At 72.6% G+C, this 17,531-nt stretch carries 17 protein-coding genes; 13 read left to right on the top strand and 4 right to left on the bottom strand.

The features are described 5' to 3' along the window. The first annotated feature begins 45 nt into the window (after window positions 1-45). The 4 genes from ACLBXP_RS23020 (at window position 46) to ACLBXP_RS23005 (ending at window position 4,823) form a co-directional block, all read left to right on the top strand. Window positions 46-1,026: a LysR family transcriptional regulator gene (locus ACLBXP_RS23020; RefSeq protein ID WP_447670159.1), complete on the top strand. Its 981-nt coding sequence runs from the start codon at window positions 46-48 to the stop codon at window positions 1,024-1,026. Window positions 1,027-1,070: 44 nt separating this feature from the next. Beyond that, a complete protein-coding gene (gene gcl, locus ACLBXP_RS23015) occupies window positions 1,071-2,900 on the top strand; it encodes a glyoxylate carboligase (protein ID WP_447670158.1) in 1,830 nt (609 codons plus the stop codon). A gap of 219 nt (window positions 2,901-3,119) precedes the next feature. Further along, window positions 3,120-3,905, top strand: coding sequence for a hydroxypyruvate isomerase (gene hyi / locus ACLBXP_RS23010; RefSeq protein ID WP_447670157.1), 786 nt, complete (start codon window positions 3,120-3,122; stop codon window positions 3,903-3,905). 27 nt (window positions 3,906-3,932) lie between these two features. Continuing rightward, on the top strand, window positions 3,933-4,823 hold the full coding sequence (locus ACLBXP_RS23005; protein WP_447670156.1) for a 2-hydroxy-3-oxopropionate reductase: 891 nt from the start codon (window positions 3,933-3,935) through the stop codon (window positions 4,821-4,823). On the opposite strand, the gene ACLBXP_RS23000 is transcribed toward ACLBXP_RS23005, so the two are convergent. Beyond that, window positions 4,820-5,125 carry a hypothetical protein gene (locus ACLBXP_RS23000; protein WP_447670155.1) on the bottom strand — a complete coding sequence of 102 codons (306 nt, stop codon included), beginning with the start codon at window positions 5,123-5,125 and terminating at the stop codon, window positions 4,820-4,822. The genes ACLBXP_RS23005 and ACLBXP_RS23000 overlap by 4 nt on opposite strands. 112 nt (window positions 5,126-5,237) lie before the next feature. Here ACLBXP_RS23000 and ACLBXP_RS22995 point away from each other — a divergent pair, with 112 nt between their 5' ends. Both ACLBXP_RS22995 and ACLBXP_RS22990 read left to right on the top strand, forming a co-directional pair. Then, a complete protein-coding gene (locus ACLBXP_RS22995; protein WP_447670154.1) occupies window positions 5,238-5,657 on the top strand; it encodes an FKBP-type peptidyl-prolyl cis-trans isomerase in 420 nt (139 codons plus the stop codon). Between the two features lie 16 nt (window positions 5,658-5,673). After that, the gene (locus ACLBXP_RS22990; RefSeq protein ID WP_447670153.1) at window positions 5,674-7,053 is read left to right on the top strand and encodes a Wadjet anti-phage system protein JetA family protein; all 1,380 of its coding nucleotides are present in this window, start codon (window positions 5,674-5,676) and stop codon (window positions 7,051-7,053) included. Here ACLBXP_RS22990 and ACLBXP_RS22985 read toward each other — a convergent pair. Next, the gene (locus ACLBXP_RS22985) at window positions 7,043-7,303 is read right to left on the bottom strand and encodes a hypothetical protein (RefSeq protein WP_447670152.1); all 261 of its coding nucleotides are present in this window, start codon (window positions 7,301-7,303) and stop codon (window positions 7,043-7,045) included. The two genes, ACLBXP_RS22990 and ACLBXP_RS22985, sit on opposite strands and share 11 nt — an antisense overlap. Before the next feature lie 121 nt (window positions 7,304-7,424). On the opposite strand from ACLBXP_RS22985, the gene ACLBXP_RS22980 reads away from it, so the two are divergent. Beyond that, the gene (locus ACLBXP_RS22980; protein WP_447670151.1) at window positions 7,425-8,057 is read left to right on the top strand and encodes a DUF4194 domain-containing protein; all 633 of its coding nucleotides are present in this window, start codon (window positions 7,425-7,427) and stop codon (window positions 8,055-8,057) included. 113 nt (window positions 8,058-8,170) lie between these two features. Beyond that, window positions 8,171-11,620 carry an SbcC/MukB-like Walker B domain-containing protein gene (locus tag ACLBXP_RS22975; protein WP_447670150.1) on the top strand — a complete coding sequence of 1,150 codons (3,450 nt, stop codon included), beginning with the start codon at window positions 8,171-8,173 and terminating at the stop codon, window positions 11,618-11,620. Window positions 11,621-11,881: 261 nt separating this feature from the next. On the opposite strand, the gene ACLBXP_RS22970 is transcribed toward ACLBXP_RS22975, so the two are convergent. Beyond that, window positions 11,882-12,097 carry a hypothetical protein gene (locus ACLBXP_RS22970; RefSeq protein WP_447670149.1) on the bottom strand — a complete coding sequence of 72 codons (216 nt, stop codon included), beginning with the start codon at window positions 12,095-12,097 and terminating at the stop codon, window positions 11,882-11,884. Between the two features lie 429 nt (window positions 12,098-12,526). Here ACLBXP_RS22970 and ACLBXP_RS22965 point away from each other — a divergent pair, with 429 nt between their 5' ends. Genes ACLBXP_RS22965 through ACLBXP_RS22955 form a run of 3 tightly spaced genes read left to right on the top strand, consistent with a single transcriptional unit; the run spans window position 12,527 to window position 14,637 of the window. Further along, entirely contained in the window at window positions 12,527-13,675 is a 1,149-nt protein-coding gene (locus ACLBXP_RS22965) for a S1C family serine protease (RefSeq protein ID WP_447670148.1), read from the top strand. A gap of 5 nt (window positions 13,676-13,680) precedes the next feature. Continuing rightward, window positions 13,681-13,923: a hypothetical protein gene (locus tag ACLBXP_RS22960; RefSeq protein ID WP_447670169.1), complete on the top strand. Its 243-nt coding sequence runs from the start codon at window positions 13,681-13,683 to the stop codon at window positions 13,921-13,923. A gap of 6 nt (window positions 13,924-13,929) precedes the next feature. Next, a complete protein-coding gene (locus tag ACLBXP_RS22955) occupies window positions 13,930-14,637 on the top strand; it encodes a J domain-containing protein (protein WP_447670147.1) in 708 nt (235 codons plus the stop codon). Between the two features lie 148 nt (window positions 14,638-14,785). On the opposite strand, the gene ACLBXP_RS22950 is transcribed toward ACLBXP_RS22955, so the two are convergent. Beyond that, window positions 14,786-16,279, bottom strand: a complete 1,494-nt coding sequence (locus ACLBXP_RS22950) for a D-alanyl-D-alanine carboxypeptidase (RefSeq protein ID WP_447670146.1) — start codon at window positions 16,277-16,279, stop codon at window positions 14,786-14,788. A gap of 287 nt (window positions 16,280-16,566) precedes the next feature. Here ACLBXP_RS22950 and ACLBXP_RS22945 point away from each other — a divergent pair, with 287 nt between their 5' ends. Together ACLBXP_RS22945 and clpS are read left to right on the top strand one after the other, a co-directional pair. After that, window positions 16,567-16,899, top strand: coding sequence for a phasin family protein (locus ACLBXP_RS22945; protein WP_447670145.1), 333 nt, complete (start codon window positions 16,567-16,569; stop codon window positions 16,897-16,899). Window positions 16,900-17,166: 267 nt separating this feature from the next. Continuing rightward, entirely contained in the window at window positions 17,167-17,520 is a 354-nt protein-coding gene (gene clpS, locus ACLBXP_RS22940) for an ATP-dependent Clp protease adapter ClpS (RefSeq protein ID WP_447670168.1), read from the top strand. Window positions 17,521-17,531: the final 11 nt, after the last annotated feature.

Raw genomic sequence — 17,531 nt, 5'->3', positions numbered from 1 at the left:
GGCCGCGCGGTGTGCCTCACTTCGAATCACCGCGGAGCCCGACCCATGGACCACCTGACCGGTCTGCGCATCTTCGTGCGGGTCGCCGAGCTGAGGAGCTTCTCGCAGGCCGCGGAGGACCTCGGGATCGCGCAGTCGACCGTCACCAAGAACGTCGCCTGGCTCGAGGCGCATGTCGGCGTGCGGCTCCTCAGCCGGAACACCCGCGGCGTCAGCCTGAACGAGGCGGGGCGGCTCTACTACGAGCGGGCGCGGGCGATCCTGCGGCAGGTGGAGGAGGCGGACGCGCTGGTGCGCAGCCGCGACGGCCAGCTCGACGGCACCCTGCGGATCTCGACCTCGGTGGCCTTCGGCGAGGCGGTGATCGGCCCGCTGCTGGTGTCGTTCATGCGCGCGAACCCGCGCCTCAAGGTCGATCTCGCCTGCGAGGACGGCTACGTCGACCTGATCGCCCGCGGGGTCGACGTGGCGCTCCGCATGGGCCGGCTCGCCGATTCGTCGCTCGGCGGGCGCTACCTCGGCGCGAACCCCTGGGTGATGGTGGGAGCGCCCGCCTATCTGGAGGAGCGCGGTCGCCCGCGGGTGCCGGACGACCTCACCGGCCACGACTGCATCGTCTACAGCAGCGTCCAGGGCGACGCGGTCTGGCAGCTGCGGGCGCAAGGCGGCCCGACCTCGGCGGGCGGGACGCACGCGGCGAGCGTGCGGGGCGCGCTGCGCTCGAACAACCTGCCGACCCTGCTCTCGGCGGCCCGCTCCGGCCTCGGCATCGCGATCCTGCCCCGCTACGTCGCGGAGGGGGCCCTGCGGCGCGGCGAGCTGGAGGCGCTGATGACCGACCACACCCTGCCGGACCAGGAACTCTACGCGGTCTTTCCCTCGCCGAAGCTCGTCTCGGCCAAGGTCACGGCCCTGATCCGCTTCCTCGGCCCCCGCCTGCGAGGAGACTGGTGGCGATCCGCGGAAAGCATTGATCCGGGAATAAATGATATCGCCGCCTCGGTCTTCGAAGGTGAGGCGGTCTAGGGCACAAGTCGATCCGTCAATGAAACGACGGGAGGACTTGAGCCATGGCGAGGATGCGCGCGATCGATGCGGCGGTCCGGGTTCTGGAGCGGGAGGGCGTCACCTGCGCCTTCGGCGTGCCGGGCGCCGCCATCAACCCGCTCTATTCCGCGCTGCGGGCGCGGGGTTCGATCCGCCACATCCTCGCCCGCCACGTCGAGGGCGCCTCGCACATGGCCGAGGGCTACACCCGCGCGCGGGCCGGCAACATCGGCGTCTGCATCGGCACCTCGGGCCCGGCCGGCACCGACATGATCACCGGGCTCTACGCGGCCTCGGCCGACTCGATCCCGATCCTCTGCATCACCGGCCAGGCGCCGCGGGCGCGGCTGCACAAGGAGGATTTCCAGGCGGTCGACATCGAGGCGATCGCCAAGCCCGTCACCAAGTGGTCGGTCTGCGTCCGTGAGCCGGCCCTGGTGCCCCAGGTCTTCCAGCACGCCTTCCACGTCATGCGCTCCGGCCGGCCCGGACCCGTCCTCATCGACCTGCCGATCGACGTCCAGGTCGCCGAGATCGAGTTCGACCCGGATTCCTACGAGCCGCTGACCCCCTACAAGCCGGCCTGCACCCGCCGGCAGGCGGAGCGGGCGATCCAGATGCTGCAGGCCGCCGAGCGGCCGCTCATCGTCGCGGGCGGCGGCATCATCAACGCGGATGCCTGCGACCTCCTCGTCGAGTTCGCCGAACTCACGGGCGTGCCTGTGATCCCGACCCTGATGGGCTGGGGCGCCATCCCCGACGACCACCCGCTGATGGCCGGCATGGTCGGCCTGCAGACGAGCCACCGCTACGGCAACCGCACCTTCCTGTCCTCGGACTTCGTCCTCGGCATCGGCAACCGCTGGGCCAACCGGCACACCGGCTCCGTCGAGGTCTACACGAAGGGCCGCACCTTCGTGCACGTCGACATCGAACCGACCCAGATCGGGCGCGTCTTCGGGCCGGACCTCGGCATCGTGTCGGACGCCAAGGCCGCGCTCGCGATGTTCATCGACGTCGCCCGCGATCTCAGGGCGCGGGGCGCGCTGCGCGACCGCGCGGCCTGGGCCGGCGACTGCCGCCACCGCAAGGCCAGCATGCTGCGCCGCTCGCACTACGACCAGGTCCCGTTGAAGCCCCAGCGGGTCTACCAGGAGATGAACGAGGCCTTCGGCCGCGACACCTGCTACGTCACCACGATCGGCCTGTCGCAGATCGCGGGCGGCCAGTTCCTGCACGTCTACGAGCCGCGCAACTGGATCAATTGCGGGCAGGCCGGCCCCCTCGGCTGGACCCTGCCGGCGGCGCTCGGCGTGCGCGCCGCGGACCCCGACCGGCGGATCGTCGCGCTCTCGGGCGACTACGACTTCCAGTTCCTCATCGAGGAGCTGGCGGTCGGGGCGCAGCACAAGCTGCCCTACCTGCACGTCGTCGTGAACAACTCGTATCTCGGCCTGATCCGACAGTCGCAGCGCGGCTTCGCGATGGACTTCGAGGTCAGCCTCGCCTTCGACAACATCAACGCCAGCCCGGAGGGCGACGCGGTGCCGGGCTACGGCGTCGACCACGTCGCGGTGGCCGAGGGGCTCGGCTGCAAGGCGATCCGGGTCAAGAGCCCGAATGAGTTCAAGGACGCCTTCGCGCGGGCCGAGGCGCTGATGAACGAGCATCAGGTGCCCGTCGTCCTGGAGTTCATCCTGGAGCGGGTCACCAACATCGCCATGGGCACCGAGGTCGACGGGATCAACGAGTTCGAGGAGATCCTCTGCCTCGACCCCGACCTGTCGCTGCGCGAGAGCCAGAGCCTGGAGACCCGCGCCGCGGCCCCGACGCCCGAGCCCGTCCCGGCCTGAGGGCCGGGCACGACATCGAACGCGCCCCGCGCCGCCTTCCTCCTCCCCCCGTCATTCCAGGGCCGCGTAGCGGAGCCCGGAATCCAGAGCCGCCGAGGCGGCAGGACCTGCGTCGACGGCGGGTCTGGATCCCGGGCTCGCTCTGCGAGCGCCCCGGGATGACGGGGGGAGGGGGAGATGTCGCGGGTCGACCCACCAACCCCCCATCCAGGTGCCCCCATGCCGCGTTTTGCCGCCAACCTCACCATGCTCTTCACCGAGCTGCCCTTCCTCGATCGCTTCGGGGCCGCGCGCCGCGCCGGCTTCACGGGCGTCGAGTACCTCTTCCCCTATGCCTTCCCGGCCGCCGACCTCGCCGGGGAGCTCGCCGAGAACGGCCTGACCCAGGTGCTCCACAACCTGCCCGCGGGCGACTGGGATGCGGGCGAGCGCGGCATCGCCTGCCGGCCGGACCGGGTTTCGGAGTTCCGCGAGGGCGTCGGCCGGGCGATCGAGTACGCCCGCACGCTCGGCTGTCAGCAGGTCAACTGCCTGGTCGGCCTGACGCCGCAGGACGTGCCCGCCGGACAGGTGCGGGACACGCTGGTCGCGAACCTCGCCTACGCGGCCGACGCGCTGAAGCGCGCGAGCATCCGCCTGCTGGTCGAGCCCGTGAACACCCGCGACATCCCGGGCTTCCACCTCAGCCGGACGCGCCAGGCCCTCGACCTGATCGCCGCGGTGGGATCCGACAACCTGTTCCTGCAGTACGACATCTACCACGCGCAGGTGATGGAGGGGGACCTCGCCCGGACCATCGCGGAGAACCTTTCGCTGATCGCCCACGTGCAGGTCGCCGACAACCCCGGCCGCCACGAGCCCGGCACCGGCGAGATCAACTTTCCTTACCTGTTCGAGCACCTCGACGCCCTCGGCTACCGCGGCTGGATCGGCTGCGAGTACCGCCCCCGCGGCGCCACCGCGAGCGGCCTGCACTGGCTGCCGAGCCGCCGCCGCGCGGCCTGACCCCAACCTTCGGAGAGGACGCATCCCATGAGCAGAATCGGATTCATCGGGCTCGGCGTGATGGGCCGGCCGATGGCGGAGAACCTGATCCGGGCCGGCCACAGCCTGTTCCTCAAGTCCGGCGCGCGCGCCGTGCCCGAGGACCTGATCCGGGCCGGCGGCACGCCCTGCGACAGCGCCCGCGCGGTCGCCGAGCAGGCCGACACGATCATCACCATGCTGCCCGACACCCCGGACGTCGAGGCGGTGCTGTTCGGCCCCGGCGGCGTCGCCGAGGGCCTGTCTCCCGGCAAGGTCGTGATCGACATGAGCTCGATCGCCCCGCTGGCCACCAAGGACTTCGCCGCGCGCATCAACGCGCTCGGCTGCGACTACCTCGACGCGCCGGTCTCAGGCGGCGAGGTCGGCGCCAAGGCGGCCTCCCTCACCATCATGGTGGGCGGGCCGGACGGCGCCTTCGCGGAGGCGCGGCCGCTCTTCGAGGCCATGGGCAAGAACGTCACGCTGGTCGGCCGCAACGGCGACGGGCAGACCACGAAGGTCGCAAACCAGATCATCGTGGCGCTCACCATCGAGGCGGTGGCCGAGGCCCTGGTCTTCGCCGCGAAGGCGGGGGCCGACCCCGCCAAGGTGCGCCAGGCCCTGATGGGGGGCTTCGCGGCCTCGCGCGTCCTGGAGGTCCACGGCGAGCGCATGATCCGGCGCACCTTCGAGCCGGGCTTCCGGATCGCGCTGCACCAGAAGGACCTGAACCTCGCCCTGGAGGGCGGCCGCGCCCTCGGCGTGCCGCTGCCGAACACGGCGGGCGCCCAGGCACTGTTCACCGCCTGCACCGCGCAGGGCGGGGCCGGCTGGGACCATTCCGCGATGGTGCGGGCCCTGGAGCTGATGGCCGGCCACGCGGTGGCGGAGGCCTAACCCCGCATCCGCTCCCGCAGCCGCGCCCAGGTCCGCTCGATCCAGCGGGCGGACTCCTCCAGGGGCGGCTTCAGGGCGGGCACGTCCTGCGCGAGCAGGGCGAGGCCCAGCGGCAGCATCCAGAGCCCGAGCACCGGCAGGATCGAGAAGATGCCGCCGAGGATGAAGAGGAACGCCGCGCCGAGGCGGAGCCAGAGGCGCGAGGGCTCGCGCAGCCAGTCGACCGCGCGGCGCAGGCGCTCCGGCAGCTTCTCCGACAGGCGGGTGACCCGCGCGTCCCAGTCCTCGGCGGTGGCTCTCATGGCAGGCTGAACGCGCGAAGCCGCCGGAGGGCTCCCGGCTGGCGTCCGGCGGCGCAACCTCGTAAGGACGCCCCCCGAGGGCCCGCCCGGGCGGGCCTGCCGGAGGAAACCGATGCCTCGTCCGATCCTTCCCCTCGCCGGAGCCGTGCTGATCGCCATGACCGCTGCCGCCTACGCCGATTTCACCACCCTCCCGTCCGGCCTCAAGGTCAACGATGAGGTGGTCGGCACCGGGCCCGAGCCGAAGGCCGGGCAGCAGGTGACCGTCCACTACACCGGCTGGCTCGACCAGGGCGGCCAGAAGGGCAAGAAGTTCGATTCCTCGCGCGACCGGGGCCAGCCCTTCACCTTCACGATCGGTGCCGGCCAGGTCATCCAGGGCTGGGACCTCGGCGTCGCCACCATGAAGCCCGGCGGCAAGCGCACCCTCGTGATCCCGCCGGATCTCGGCTACGGCGCCCGCGGCGCCGGCGGCGTCATCCCGCCGAACGCGACCCTCATCTTCGACGTCGAGCTGATCGGCGCGAAGTAGGCCGACCGGTCGTCGGATGCTGTTCACGCACCTCTCCGACGACCTGTTCCGCCCGCTCGCCGCGCCGAGCCGGGCGTTCAACGCGGCGCTCCTCCTGCACCTCCACCGGCGCGTCATGGGCGCCTCGGTGGAGCCGATCCGCAAGGGCGAGCTGATCGCGGCGATCGGCGACTTCGCGGCGGGCTGGACCCAGGCCGACATCGCCGACGACGAGACCACGCCCGTCGATCCCGTGGAGCGCCGCTCGGCGCTCTACCGCCGCTTCCTCGACACCGGCTGGCTGGTGGAGCGGCGCGAGCGCTACGTGCCGGTGGTCGACTTCGACCCGGAGGCGCGCCTCCTCCTCGAGGAACTCTCCCGCCTCGACCGGGGCGAGACCCGCTCCTACGGCGGCGCCGTGCTCGACGTGCTCGGCAGCCTGGAGAGCGCGGTGGCGAACCCCGCCGAGCGCTCGGAGGCGCTCGCCAACGCCGCGAAATCCGCCCGCACCTTCCTCGGCCACGTCCGCTCGCTCGCGGGCTCGATGCGCAAGATCGAGGAGCGGATCCTGCGCGAGGAGGACCTGCGCGCCGCCTTCCGCCTCTACTTCGAGGACTTCGTCGAGCGCCACCTGATCAGCGACTACCGGACGCTGCACACCCGCTTCAACCCGTTCCGGTTCCGCTCGGCGATCGTGCGCGAGGCGGGTCGGGCGCTGCGGGACGGGCTGCTCGTGCGGTCGCTCGCCGACGCGCTGGTGCGCGAGGGGCGCGCCGGGGACGTGGGTGCCGGCGAGCGGCGGGTGCGCACCGACCTCGCCGAGATCCTCAACGTCTTCGACGGTCTCGACCGGCACTTGGAGGCCGTGGACGAGGTGGTGGCCCGCATGGAGCGGCGGATCGCGGCGGCCGTGCGCTACATGGACCGGCCGGACTCCCTCGGCATCGAGCGGACCGCCGCGGCCCTGCGGGCGGTCGGAGCGGCGCCCGCGGCGCCTGACTGCCCCGCCGAGGTCTCGCTGCTGCGCGCACCGCTCGGCGAGGCCCACCTCTACGCCCCCCGCAGCCGCCGGGCGCCCATCGACATCGACCCGCTGCCCGAGGTGCTGCTCGACCCGGCGATCGAGGCCTTCGCCAACGCCAAGGCGGAGTTCCGCCGCCGCACCACCGTGACGCCCGAGGTGATCGCCGCCTACCTCGACCACCAGCTCGCCGGCCGCGCCGCGATCCGCGGCTCCGAGATCGCGGTGACGGATGTGGACGCCTTCGTGGTGTTCCAGCGCCTGCGCGAGATCGACGTGCTGTTCGACGGGCAACTCGCCGACCGCTACGTCCTCGCCCGCAGCGAGGGCCGGGTCGCGAACGGCTGGCTCGAATGCCCGGACTTCGTGGTGTCGCGACGCGAGGTCAGGGCCTGAAAACGCGCGCGAGCGCGATCACGGTGCCGATGATGGCCAGCGTCTGGAAGGCGATCAGCCCGGTGACCCAGCGGATGATCTCGCTCTTGGTCTCGGCGAGGTCCACCTTGGTCGCGAGATCGCCTCGAATGGTTTCGGCCATGGCGTCAGCCAGACCCTCTGCCAATCCTTCCGCCTGCTCTGCCGACAGCTTCGCCTTGTCGCGCAGCGTCCGCGCGAGCTTGAGCGTATCGAAGGTGACGGCCGCCATGGTGATCCTGCCCTTGAGCGGGCTCTCACGGAATCGTAGGGAGATTGCATGATCTCGGTGCGGCTGCCCGGCAGTCAAGGGCACCGAGGCCGTATCGAGCGCCGCACGACCGACCCCGCCCATGCTCGAAGCCTTCCGCGCCATCCTCGACGGTGACGAGCCGCCCCCGCCGGGCGCCCGGGCTCCCGATGCGGAGGAGCTGGCCCGCGCCCTCCAGGTGGTCCTGAAGACCCAGGTCGTCTACGCGGCGACCCCCGGCATCGGCCGCTCCTACGAGCTGGCGCGCCACTACGCGCCCTTCTTCCGGGACTACTTCGCCTGCCTCGGCTACGACTTCGAGGTCCAGCACCGGGACCAGATGGTTTGCCTGCGCCTGCCGCCCGATGGCGCGCGCCACGACATGGCGGCGGAGCGCCTGCGCAAGGACGAGACCCTGGTGCTGCTCGCGCTGCGCCTCGCCTACGAGGAGGGCCTGCGCGATCACCGCGTCACCACGGACGGCGTGGTCGAGTGCACCACCGACGACGTGGCCGAGTCGATCCGCACGGCGACCCGCAACGAGCCGCCCGAGGAGGCCCGCCTCCTCGAGATCCTGCGCCTGTTCGCGCGGCGCGGCGCCGTGCGCCTCGGCGAGCGCGACCGGACCGAGCGCCTGACGCCCCTCGCGGTGCTGCCCGGCATCGCGGTGATCGCGGCCGATTCCTGGCTGGAACGGATCCGGGCCTGGTCGGAGGCCGGGGGCGACGCGCCGTGAGGGCCCGTTCGTTCGGGCTCCGAGCCGGCTAACCGGCCCCGCCGGCCTTGCGCGGGCCCGCCCGAGCGTCCAACAGGGCGCCAGCGCGAACTGCAGCCTCGGACGAGCCGGGAGTGTACCTCCTCACCGACATAGCCCTCTCGAACTGGTACCTCATCCGGCGCGACCAGATCCGAATCCGGGGGGCGGCCGCGCTCGTCGGGCCGACGGGGGCCGGCAAGTCCACGATCTTCGACGCGGTCGGCACGGTGCTGGCCGGCAACAACGCGAGCCGGCTCGCCCTCAACGCCTCCGCCTCGGGCCGCAGCAGCCGCACCGTGCGCGACTACTGCCTCGGCTGGATCAGCGACCCGGCCGAGGGCGGCCGCCCCACTCGCGAGGCCTGCGAGACGGTGCTCTGCCTCACCTTCGAGAACGAGCACACCGGCCGCCTCGTGTCCTTCGGGCTGGCGCTCGCCGCGCGGGCCGAGGACCAGAAGGAGGAGGTGCTCTCCCGCTTCATCGCCACCGGACACCGCTTCGAGATCGAGGATTACGCCCGCGTCACGCCGGAGGGCAGCTTCACGGCGCCCTGGAGCGAGATCGCCGCCGACCTGCGCCTGCGGGCCGAGCGCTTCGAGGAGTTCCGCACCTCGGGCGAGCGCTTCACCGCGGAAGTGCTGGCGACCCTGCGCGAGGGCGCGCCGGTGCCGGACCCGCGCCACTTCCTGCGCACCTTCGCCAACGCCGTGGCGTTCAAGCCGATCTTCGATTCGAGCGCCTTCGTGCGCAGCTTCGTCCTCGAGCCGGAGCCCCTCGACGTCGCGCGGGTGCGCCAGTCCGTGGAGAACTGGCGCCGCCTCCTCGAGACCATCGACGAGCTGGAGGCGAAGCTCGGCCGGCTGCGGCGCCTCGTCGGCCGCTACGAGGCCTGGGGCGACGCGGTGATCGCGGGCGCGATGCACGAGGCGCGGGCCGCGAGCGCCGAGCTGCGCCGGCGCACCCTGGACCTCGCCGCCGTGCGGGCGCGGCTCCGGGAGGGGGCGGACGCGCTGCGCATCGCCCGCGAGAGCGTGCGGTCGAGCCAGGGCTTCGTGCGCGACATCGACGGAGAGATCGCCGACCGCAAGGCGCTCCTCGCCGGCAGCGCCGCCGAGGGTCGGCTTGCGGCCTCGAAGGCGGGGCTCGCCATGCTGGAGCGGGACCGGCGGGAGCTGGTCGCCCGCGTCGCCGACCTCGTCGGGCTCGTCCAGCAGATGGGCCGGCTCCAGGCGGTCGCCAGCGCGCTGCGTGCCGGCGCCCCGCAGGCCGCGCGCCTCGCGGAAGCCTGCGCGCGGGCGGGGCTGCGCAAGGAGGCGCCTCTCGACGAGCTGCTGCGCGGCGACGGACCGCTCGCCACGCTCCTCGACGGGCTCGCGCGGCTGCCCGCCTTCGACGAGATCCTCGACCGCGCCGCCGAGGACGTGGCGCTGCAGGCCCGCTCCCAGGAGGCGGAGGCCGAGCGCACCGCCCCGCCGATCGGCGCCGGGCAGGCGGCCCGGTTGTCCTCCGATACGGTGGCGCTGCGGGCCGAGCTCGGCCGCCGCGGCATCGAGGCTGTGCCCGTCTGCGAACTCGCCGAGATCGTCGACCCGACCTGGGGCCCGGCCCTGGAGGCGCTCCTCGGCCGCGCCCGCGAGGCCCTGGTGGTCGAGCCCCACCGGCTCGACGAGGCGCTCGGCGTGCTGCATGCGGGGCGCCAGCAGTACCACCGCTGCATCCTCGTGAAGACCACCGACACCGCCCGCCACCGGGCGCGGCGCTTCGACGAGGGGGCGCTCTCGGTCATCGAGACGCGCGACCCCCACGCGGAGGCGTTCCTGTCCGTGCGGCTCGGGGGCTACGACCTCGCCCGCAGCGACGCGGAGCTCGCCGGGCTGAGCCGGGCGGTGGCGCCGAGCGGGCGCACCACCGCCGGCATGGCCTACTCGGTGACCCGCGCCGTCGAGCTGATGATGACCCGCGGCGCGCGGGGCCCCACCGCCGAGAGCCGCCGCCTGCACGAGGCCGCCACGGTCGAGGCCCGCCGCCTGCGCCAGGAGGCGCAGGTGCTGCGCGAGGCCGCCCGCGCCGCGGCCGGCATCCGCGCCCGCATCGACCGGGGCCTCGAAGCGGTCGAGGCCCTACGCGAGGAGGCTGACGGGATCGAGGGGCGCCGCCGCACCCTCAACACGGAGCGCGAGGCCGTCGAGAAGCAGGATGCGGACGGCCTCGCGGCTGAGATCAAGGCACTCACCGCCGAGCGCAACGCCTACCTGCGCGAGCTCGCCGAGGTGCTGGAGCCGAAGCTCGACGCGCTGCTCAGCGAGGACGCGCAGCTCCGGGCCCGGACGGCCTCCCTGCGCGAGGCGGCGCGGGCCGCCCTCGCGGCGCGGCGCGGCGCCCTCCACCGGCTTCGCAGCGGCGACCCGATGCGGATCCGCCTGGTGCGCGAGACCGCGTTCGACCCCGCTGAGGCCGCCGCGGTTCGGGCGGAACTCGCCGGCCTCGACGCCAGGGAGGTCTCGGCCCTCGCGGCGGCGGAGCGCGGGGCCGCCCGGGAGGCGGCCGAGAGCGCCCGGAGCCAGGGGCGCGCGGCCGAGCGCGACCTCGCCGAGTACTGCGCCCAGTGGCGCATCGACAATCCCTTGGGCAAGGGCGACGTCCCGGCGACCTTCGGCTACGCCTGGGCGCGCCGCGAGCACGACGAGGTGGCGGGCCACGAGCTTCGCCGCTACCGCGCCCAGGCCGAGCGGGCCGAGGGCGAGATGCGGCGCCTCATGACCGAGGACCTGCTGACCCGCCTCGCGGACAAGTTCGAGCGCGTGCACACCCGGCTCGACACCCTGAACGAGCGCCTCTCGACCCAGACCTTCACGGGCCAGACCTACGCCTTCGAGGCGACGGTCGACCGGCGCTACGCCGCGGTCCATGCGCTCGCGACGGAGGTCGCTCGCTCGCCCGATGCGGCGCAGTCCGTCCTGCCCGCCGGCGGACAGGACGGCGACCAGGGACCGATGGCGGCCGCCGTGGAGGAAATCTCGCAGCTCATCGCCGGCTCGGAGGACGCGGCGCGGCTCGCCGATTACCGCAACTACTTCGTCTACGAGATCGGCATGCGCGACCGGGCGGGCGGCCGCACCACGATGTCGAGCCGGGCGCTGCGGGGCTCGGGCGGCGAGGCGCAGGCGCCCTTCTACGTGGCCATCGCGGCCTCGCTCGCCAGCGCCTATTATCCGGGGGACCGGCCGGGCGACGAGAACCCGGGTCTCGGCCTGTGCCTCCTCGACGAGGCCTTCTCGAAGCTCGACGTGCGCAACAGCCAGGCGCTGGTCGATCTCTACCGGGCCTGGGGTCTGCAGCTCCTGATTGCGGCACCGGAGGACAAGCGCACCACCCTCACCGAGGTGATGGACACCATCGTGACCGTCTACAAGAGCCCGGATCTGACGGGCGTGCGCATCGAGTCGGAGCACCCCCTGGAGGCGGCCAAGCGCGCGCTGGCGGCGATCAACCCGGATCGGCGGGGCATCGAGGGCTACCGTGAGCGCGATGCGGCCGAATGAGGGGGGGTGGCACCGCCGACGCAAAGCGATCGGGGGGAAAGTTCGGACGGCGGTGCCAGCCAGATGAGAGGGGGGTTTAACTCACCCAGCCGCTACACGTGTAGCGGGTAGGTGCCCCCGTCTACATTCACATACGTCAAAATCGACCCAGAAAGGTGGCTGCGGGCACCGCCCGGGCTGAGGGCCCGCTCCGCGCGTCGCGCGCCGATCCCCGCAATCCTCAGGGGGGCCTCGCAGCCTCGGGCGTCTCCGGCCCGATCCTCAGTTGATGTAGGTGCGGATCCAGTTGGGGGAGAGGATCTCGCCCTCCTCGGTGATGATCCAGGGCTGCTTGGCCGGGTCCGCCAGCGCGCCGGCCGCGGCCGCGATGGCCTCGCGCAGGGTGTCGTACCGCTCGGGCTGCGCCAGAGGGGAGCTCGCCGGTACGGTGCGCCAGATGGTCAGATCGGCAGGTCGTTCCAGGGCTTCGGTTTCCATCTCGAAATGTTCCTTCCGAACCGTGTTCGTCCGTTCAGGTCCCGTCCGGAGGCCGCTGGCGACCCACCGGAGGAACGATCGTTTAACGATGAATGGCAACATCTCTGCGGCGGCTTTGCGATTGTTTCAGCCGTCATCTCAGGTCGAGTCACGATCTTGACGCAAATCACACGCAGCGATCTCCATGTTTCTGCCATAAAGATCGTCGCAGCCGCTCCGAGATGTTCTCCGTTCACTTGCGAAGATTGTCTCCCCGAGGGATGACCATTTCGTTAGCCTGGTCGTGGCCCGATCACGGTGCGCTTGCGCACCCGTCCGGTCACGCTTTCCGAAACGTTGAAGCCCGCATCCTGAACGACCAGTTAAGGGTGGCCGCCGGGGGGCGCCCGCGCGCGGCCTCGTGTCTTTCGGGTATCGGAGGTTGAGGTCGTGACGGATCGCTACGGGCGCATCGTGCTCACCGCGGTGCTGGTGCTGCTCGCGCTCTACGTGGCGCAGCCCTACGTCACGGGCCTGCTCTACTCCGCGCAGGCTCCGCGGGCGATCACGGCGCGGGGCGACCTCGCGCCGGCCGAGGCCACCACGGTCGCGCTGTTCGAGCGCGCGAGCCCCTCCGTCGTCCACGTCTTCGCCCAGGCCGCCGCGCAGGGCCGCGCCCTGATGAGCCTCGACGACGAGGACGAGCAGGGCCAGGGGCAGGGGGGACAGGGCGGCACGCAGACCGGCACCGGCTTCGTGTGGGACGCGGCCGGCCACGTCGTCACCAACAACCACGTCGTGCAGGCCGCGACGCAGTCCGGCGGCTCCGTCTCGGTCCGCCTCTCCTCCGGCGAGGTGGTGGGCGCCAGCATCGTCGGGACGGCGCCGGCCTACGACCTCGCCGTACTCAAGCTCGGCCGCACCACCGCGACGCCGCCGCCCCTCGCGGTCGGGACCTCGGGCGACCTCAAGGTCGGCCAGGCGGCCTACGCCATCGGCAACCCGTTCGGCCTCGACCACACCCTGACGACGGGCGTGATCAGCGCGCTCCAGCGCCGCCTGCCGACCGGGGAGGGGCGGGAACTGTCCGGCGTGATCCAGACCGACGCGGCGATCAACCCGGGCAACTCGGGCGGCCCGCTCCTCGACTCCGCGGGGCGGCTGATCGGCGTCAACACCGCGATCTTCTCGCCCTCCGGCGCCAGCGCCGGCATCGGCTTCGCGGTGCCGGTCGACGTGGTGAACCGGGTGGTGCCGGACCTCATCCGCAACGGCCGCGTGCGCAATCCCGGCATCGGCATCATCGCCGGCCAGGAGGCGACGGCGGCCCGCCTCGGCATCGACGGGGTCGTCGTGCTGCGCGTCCTGCGGGGCTCGCCCGCCGCGGCGGCCGGCCTGCGCGGCGTCGATCCGCAGACCGGGGAGATCGGCGACGTCATCGTCGGCATCGGCGACCGCCCGGTTCACCGCCTTTCCGACCTGACGGCGGCGATCGCGGCGGCGGGGCTCGGCACGGCGATCGATCTCGCGGTAGAGCGTGACGGACGAGCCCGCCGGGTGCGGGTGACCACGGCGGACGTCGCGGAGAACCGGCTTTGAGAGCGATGCTGACGGCGCTCCTCGTCCTCGTGCCCTGCCTCGTGCATCCGGCCGCCGCCGGAGAGTTGGGCCGTCCGCGCCTGTGTCCCGAGGACGCGCCGGAGGGGGTGCGGCTTCCGCCGCGGCCCGGCTGCGGCCGGGCGGAGGCGGCCGTCCCCCGTGGGCGCGACGGCTTCCGCGATCTCGGCAACGGGGTGAGCGTGCGCGTCGGCGGCCGGGCCGCCGCCGAGTTCGGCGTGCGACGCTGAACCCGGATGGCGCTGATCCTCGGAATCCTGGCCTGCCTCGGCCTCTGGTGGCTGTCGCGCAATGCGGGACGGCTCAGCCCGCGCCTCACCGCCGCGCTGCTGCGGCGGGTGGGTGCCTGGACGGCGCTCATCCTCGCCGGGCTCTTCTTGCTGCGCGGGCGCCTCGACCTCGCCCTGGTGCTCGGGCTCGGCGGGGTCTGGCTGCTCGAAGGGGCCCGCGACCTCGGCCGGCGCCTGGGGCGGCTCCTGCCCCGGGCGCGGCCGGCGCGGCGCTTCCGCTCCGCCACGATCGAGCTGAGCCTCGCGCCGGACGGCAGCATCGCCACCGGCCGGATCCTGGCGGGCCCCGAGGCGGGCCGGAGCCTCGACAGCCTCGGCCCCGCGGCCCGGCGCGACCTCCTCGGCTACTGTCGGGCCCGCGACCCGGACGGCGCCCGCCTCCTAGAGGCGTATCTGGACCGCCGGCATCCCGGCTGGCGTGTAGACGCTCAGGGTGATCCGGACCCGCGGGCGGGCCGCACGGCGGGTCCAGGGCCGATGACGGAGGAGGAGGCCCACCAGATCCTGGGGCTTCAGCGCGGGGCGTCCCCAGAGGAGATCCGCGCCGCCCACCGGGCGTTGATGAAGCGGGCCCACCCCGACCAGGGGGGCAGCGTCGCGGATGCGGCCCGCCTCAACGCGGCCCGGGACAGATTGACGAACCGACATCGCTGATACTCCACGCGCGTTGCCAGATGTTTTCACAGGTGTTCGATCGGCCGCCCGCGGACGGGCGCCGTACTGGTGCCGGGTGTCGTCTCCCGCTCCGATGTGTCGTGGCGTCCGGCCTCAGCGCGGCCGGCAGGCGCCGGCCCGGAGCTCCTCAGCTCCGCGTCGCGAAGCAGTTGAAGCCGCTGCGCTTGAGGGCCGAGCAGGCATCCTGCGCGGCGTCCTGCTCGGAGAAGCCCGAGAAGCGGGCGCGGTAGAGGGTGGCGCCGCCGTGCTCGACCTTCACGGTGTAGGGCGCCGCCTTGCCGAGGCTGCCGACGCGCGCCCGCGCCTCGGCCAGCATGGACTTCGCCTTGCCCTCGTCGTCCATGGCGCCGAGCTGGATCACCCAGGGCGACGGCACAACCTTGGGTCCGGCGAGCGCCTTCGGCGCCTCGGCGCGGGCCGAGGCCTCCGCCGCGGCGATCCGCGCGTCGGTCTTGCCGGCGCCCGGGAACGGGGCCTGGCCCGCCTGGCCCGCATAGGCCTGGGCCGACCGCGGCAGGGGCTGCGCGCCCGTCCGCCAGGTTCCGCCGGGCGTCGTGGTGGAGCGGTTCGGGCCGATGTCGAGGGGCTGGGCGCGGTCGGTCGAGGCGGTGGTCTCGACCTCGTCGTCGTCCGCCGAGGCGACCTGGGTGCGGGTGCCGCGCGAGGCGGCCTCGGCCACCACCGCCGGGCGGGCGCGCTCGGCAGCCTCGCTCACGCCGGGGACCTGCCGGGCGCCCGCATAGGCCCGGGGCAGGCTCGCGCGCACGAGGTCGGCCATGATGCGGTCGCGGCTCGCGCCTGACTTGCCGCCCAGCACGATCGCGACGATCTGGCGGTCGTCGGACTTCGCCGCGGTCATCAGGTTGAAGCCCGAATCGCGGGTGTAGCCCGTCTTGATGCCGTCGACCCCCTGCACCGCGCCGAGCAGGCGGTTGTGGTTGCCGATCACCCGGCCCCGGAACGCGAAGGAGCGGGTCTGGAAGTAGCGGTAGTAGCGCGGAAAGCGGTCCTGGATGGCGCGGGCGAGCACCGTCAGGTCGCGCGCCGTGGTGATCTGCTCGGCATCCGGCAGGCCCGAGGCGTTGGCGTAGTGGGTGCGGCCCATGCCGAGCGCCCGGGCCTTGGCGGTCATCAGCTCGGCGAAGCGCTCCTCGCTGCCGGCGATGTTCTCGCCGATGGCGCAGGCCACGTCGTTGGCCGACTTCGTCACGATCGCCTTGATGGCGTCCTCGACCGAGATGGTCTGGCCGGGCCGGAGCCCGAGCTTCGAGGGGGCCTGCGCGGCCGCGTGGGCCGAGATCGAGAGCTCGGAATCCAGGGCGAAGCGGCCGCGCTCCATCTGCTCGAAGAGCATGTAGAGGGTCATCACCTTGGTGATCGAGGCGGGGTGGCGCAGCGCGTCCTCGTTGACGGCATGCAGCGTCTTGCCGGTCTTCACGTCGACGACCATCGCCGCGTAGGGCGGGTTGTAGCCGCCGCCCGCCCGCGCATGGTGATGGCGCCGGCGCGCCTCCGCGGGGGAGGCGAGGGCGGTCAGCACGGCCGCGGCGAGGAGCGCCGCGGGAAGGGCCGGAACGGCACGCGACGAGGACGACGTCTGGCGGCCTGGAACGCTACGCATCTCGACTGACCGCCCTCGAAACACACCGGCTGGGCCGGTTGCAACGCACCATCCCAGCGGGGGCGGCGCCCTGCGCCGTCGCCCCGCTACCTCTGTCAAACAGGCTAGGCGGACGCAGTTACGGCGCGGTTAATGGATCGAGGCCATTTCGCGGCGCGTTTCGCGCCGCAACATTGACTTGACGAAGTATGTTGCAGCGCACATATCGCGGATGCCGGCCGATCCGCGGGTGCGTTCCGAACCGGCGTCAACGCGAGGACTGCCCGTAGCGGGCACCGGAGGCAGACATGAACCCAGGCATCGAGAAGACGGAAGCCGCCATGAAGGGCGGCATGGACGCGGTGATGAAGAGCGTCGGCGCGACCACGAAGTCCGCCCAGACCATCGCGATCGAGTGGGCGGACTACGCCAAGGTCTCCTACGAGCAGGCCGCCGCCGCGGCCGAAAAGCTCGCCAAGGCCAAGAACCCCGGCCAGGCCTTCGAGATCCAGACCGAGTACCTGAAGGGCGCCTACGAGCGCACGATGGCCCAGGCCACGACCTTCCGCGACCTCTACGTCGCCATGGCGAAGGACGCCGCCGCGCCGTTCCGTGGCATGGCGCTCCCGAAGACCGCCTGAGGCGCACCCGACACCGGCCCCGGCAGTGCCGGGGCCGCAGCGGGCGGGCCCTGCCTCCCGCAATGCAGCGCGCGGACAAGTGCGCGCAGCCGACTGGCGAACCGACGCCCCAACCTATAGATTGCCGTCGAAGCGAGCGCGTCTCGCCGGCGCCCCTCGGAGGCTCGGCGCCGTCGACGATGCGCCGCCACAGGGGTCGGTTCGATACAGATGTTCCAGGACCGGAATCAGGTCGGCTTGGCCGCGCGCGGAGCGTGGCCGACCGGAATGGGGCGGCCGGCCCCCGTCGCGACCGGCTCGCGCCCGCCCGGCGGCGGCGACGATCGCTCGAACACGGCCATCATCACGCGTACGCGCACCCGCACCAAGCGGCCGAGCCTCTACCGCGTGCTACTCCTAAACGACGACTACACGCCCATGGAATTCGTGGTCCATGTCGTGGAGCGGTTCTTCAACAAGAGCCACGAGGACGCCTACCAGATCATGATGCACGTCCACCACAACGGCGTGGGGGAGTGCGGCGTCTTCACGTACGAGGTGGCCGAGACCAAGGTGACGCAGGTCATGGACTTTGCGCGCAAACACCAACATCCTCTCCAGTGCGTTATGGAAAAAAAGTAGGCACCCCACAC

The organism is Methylobacterium sp. A54F, assembly GCF_053346035.1.
Note: the sequence above shows the minus strand (reverse complement) of the source record. Positions and strands in the feature narration are given on the sequence as shown.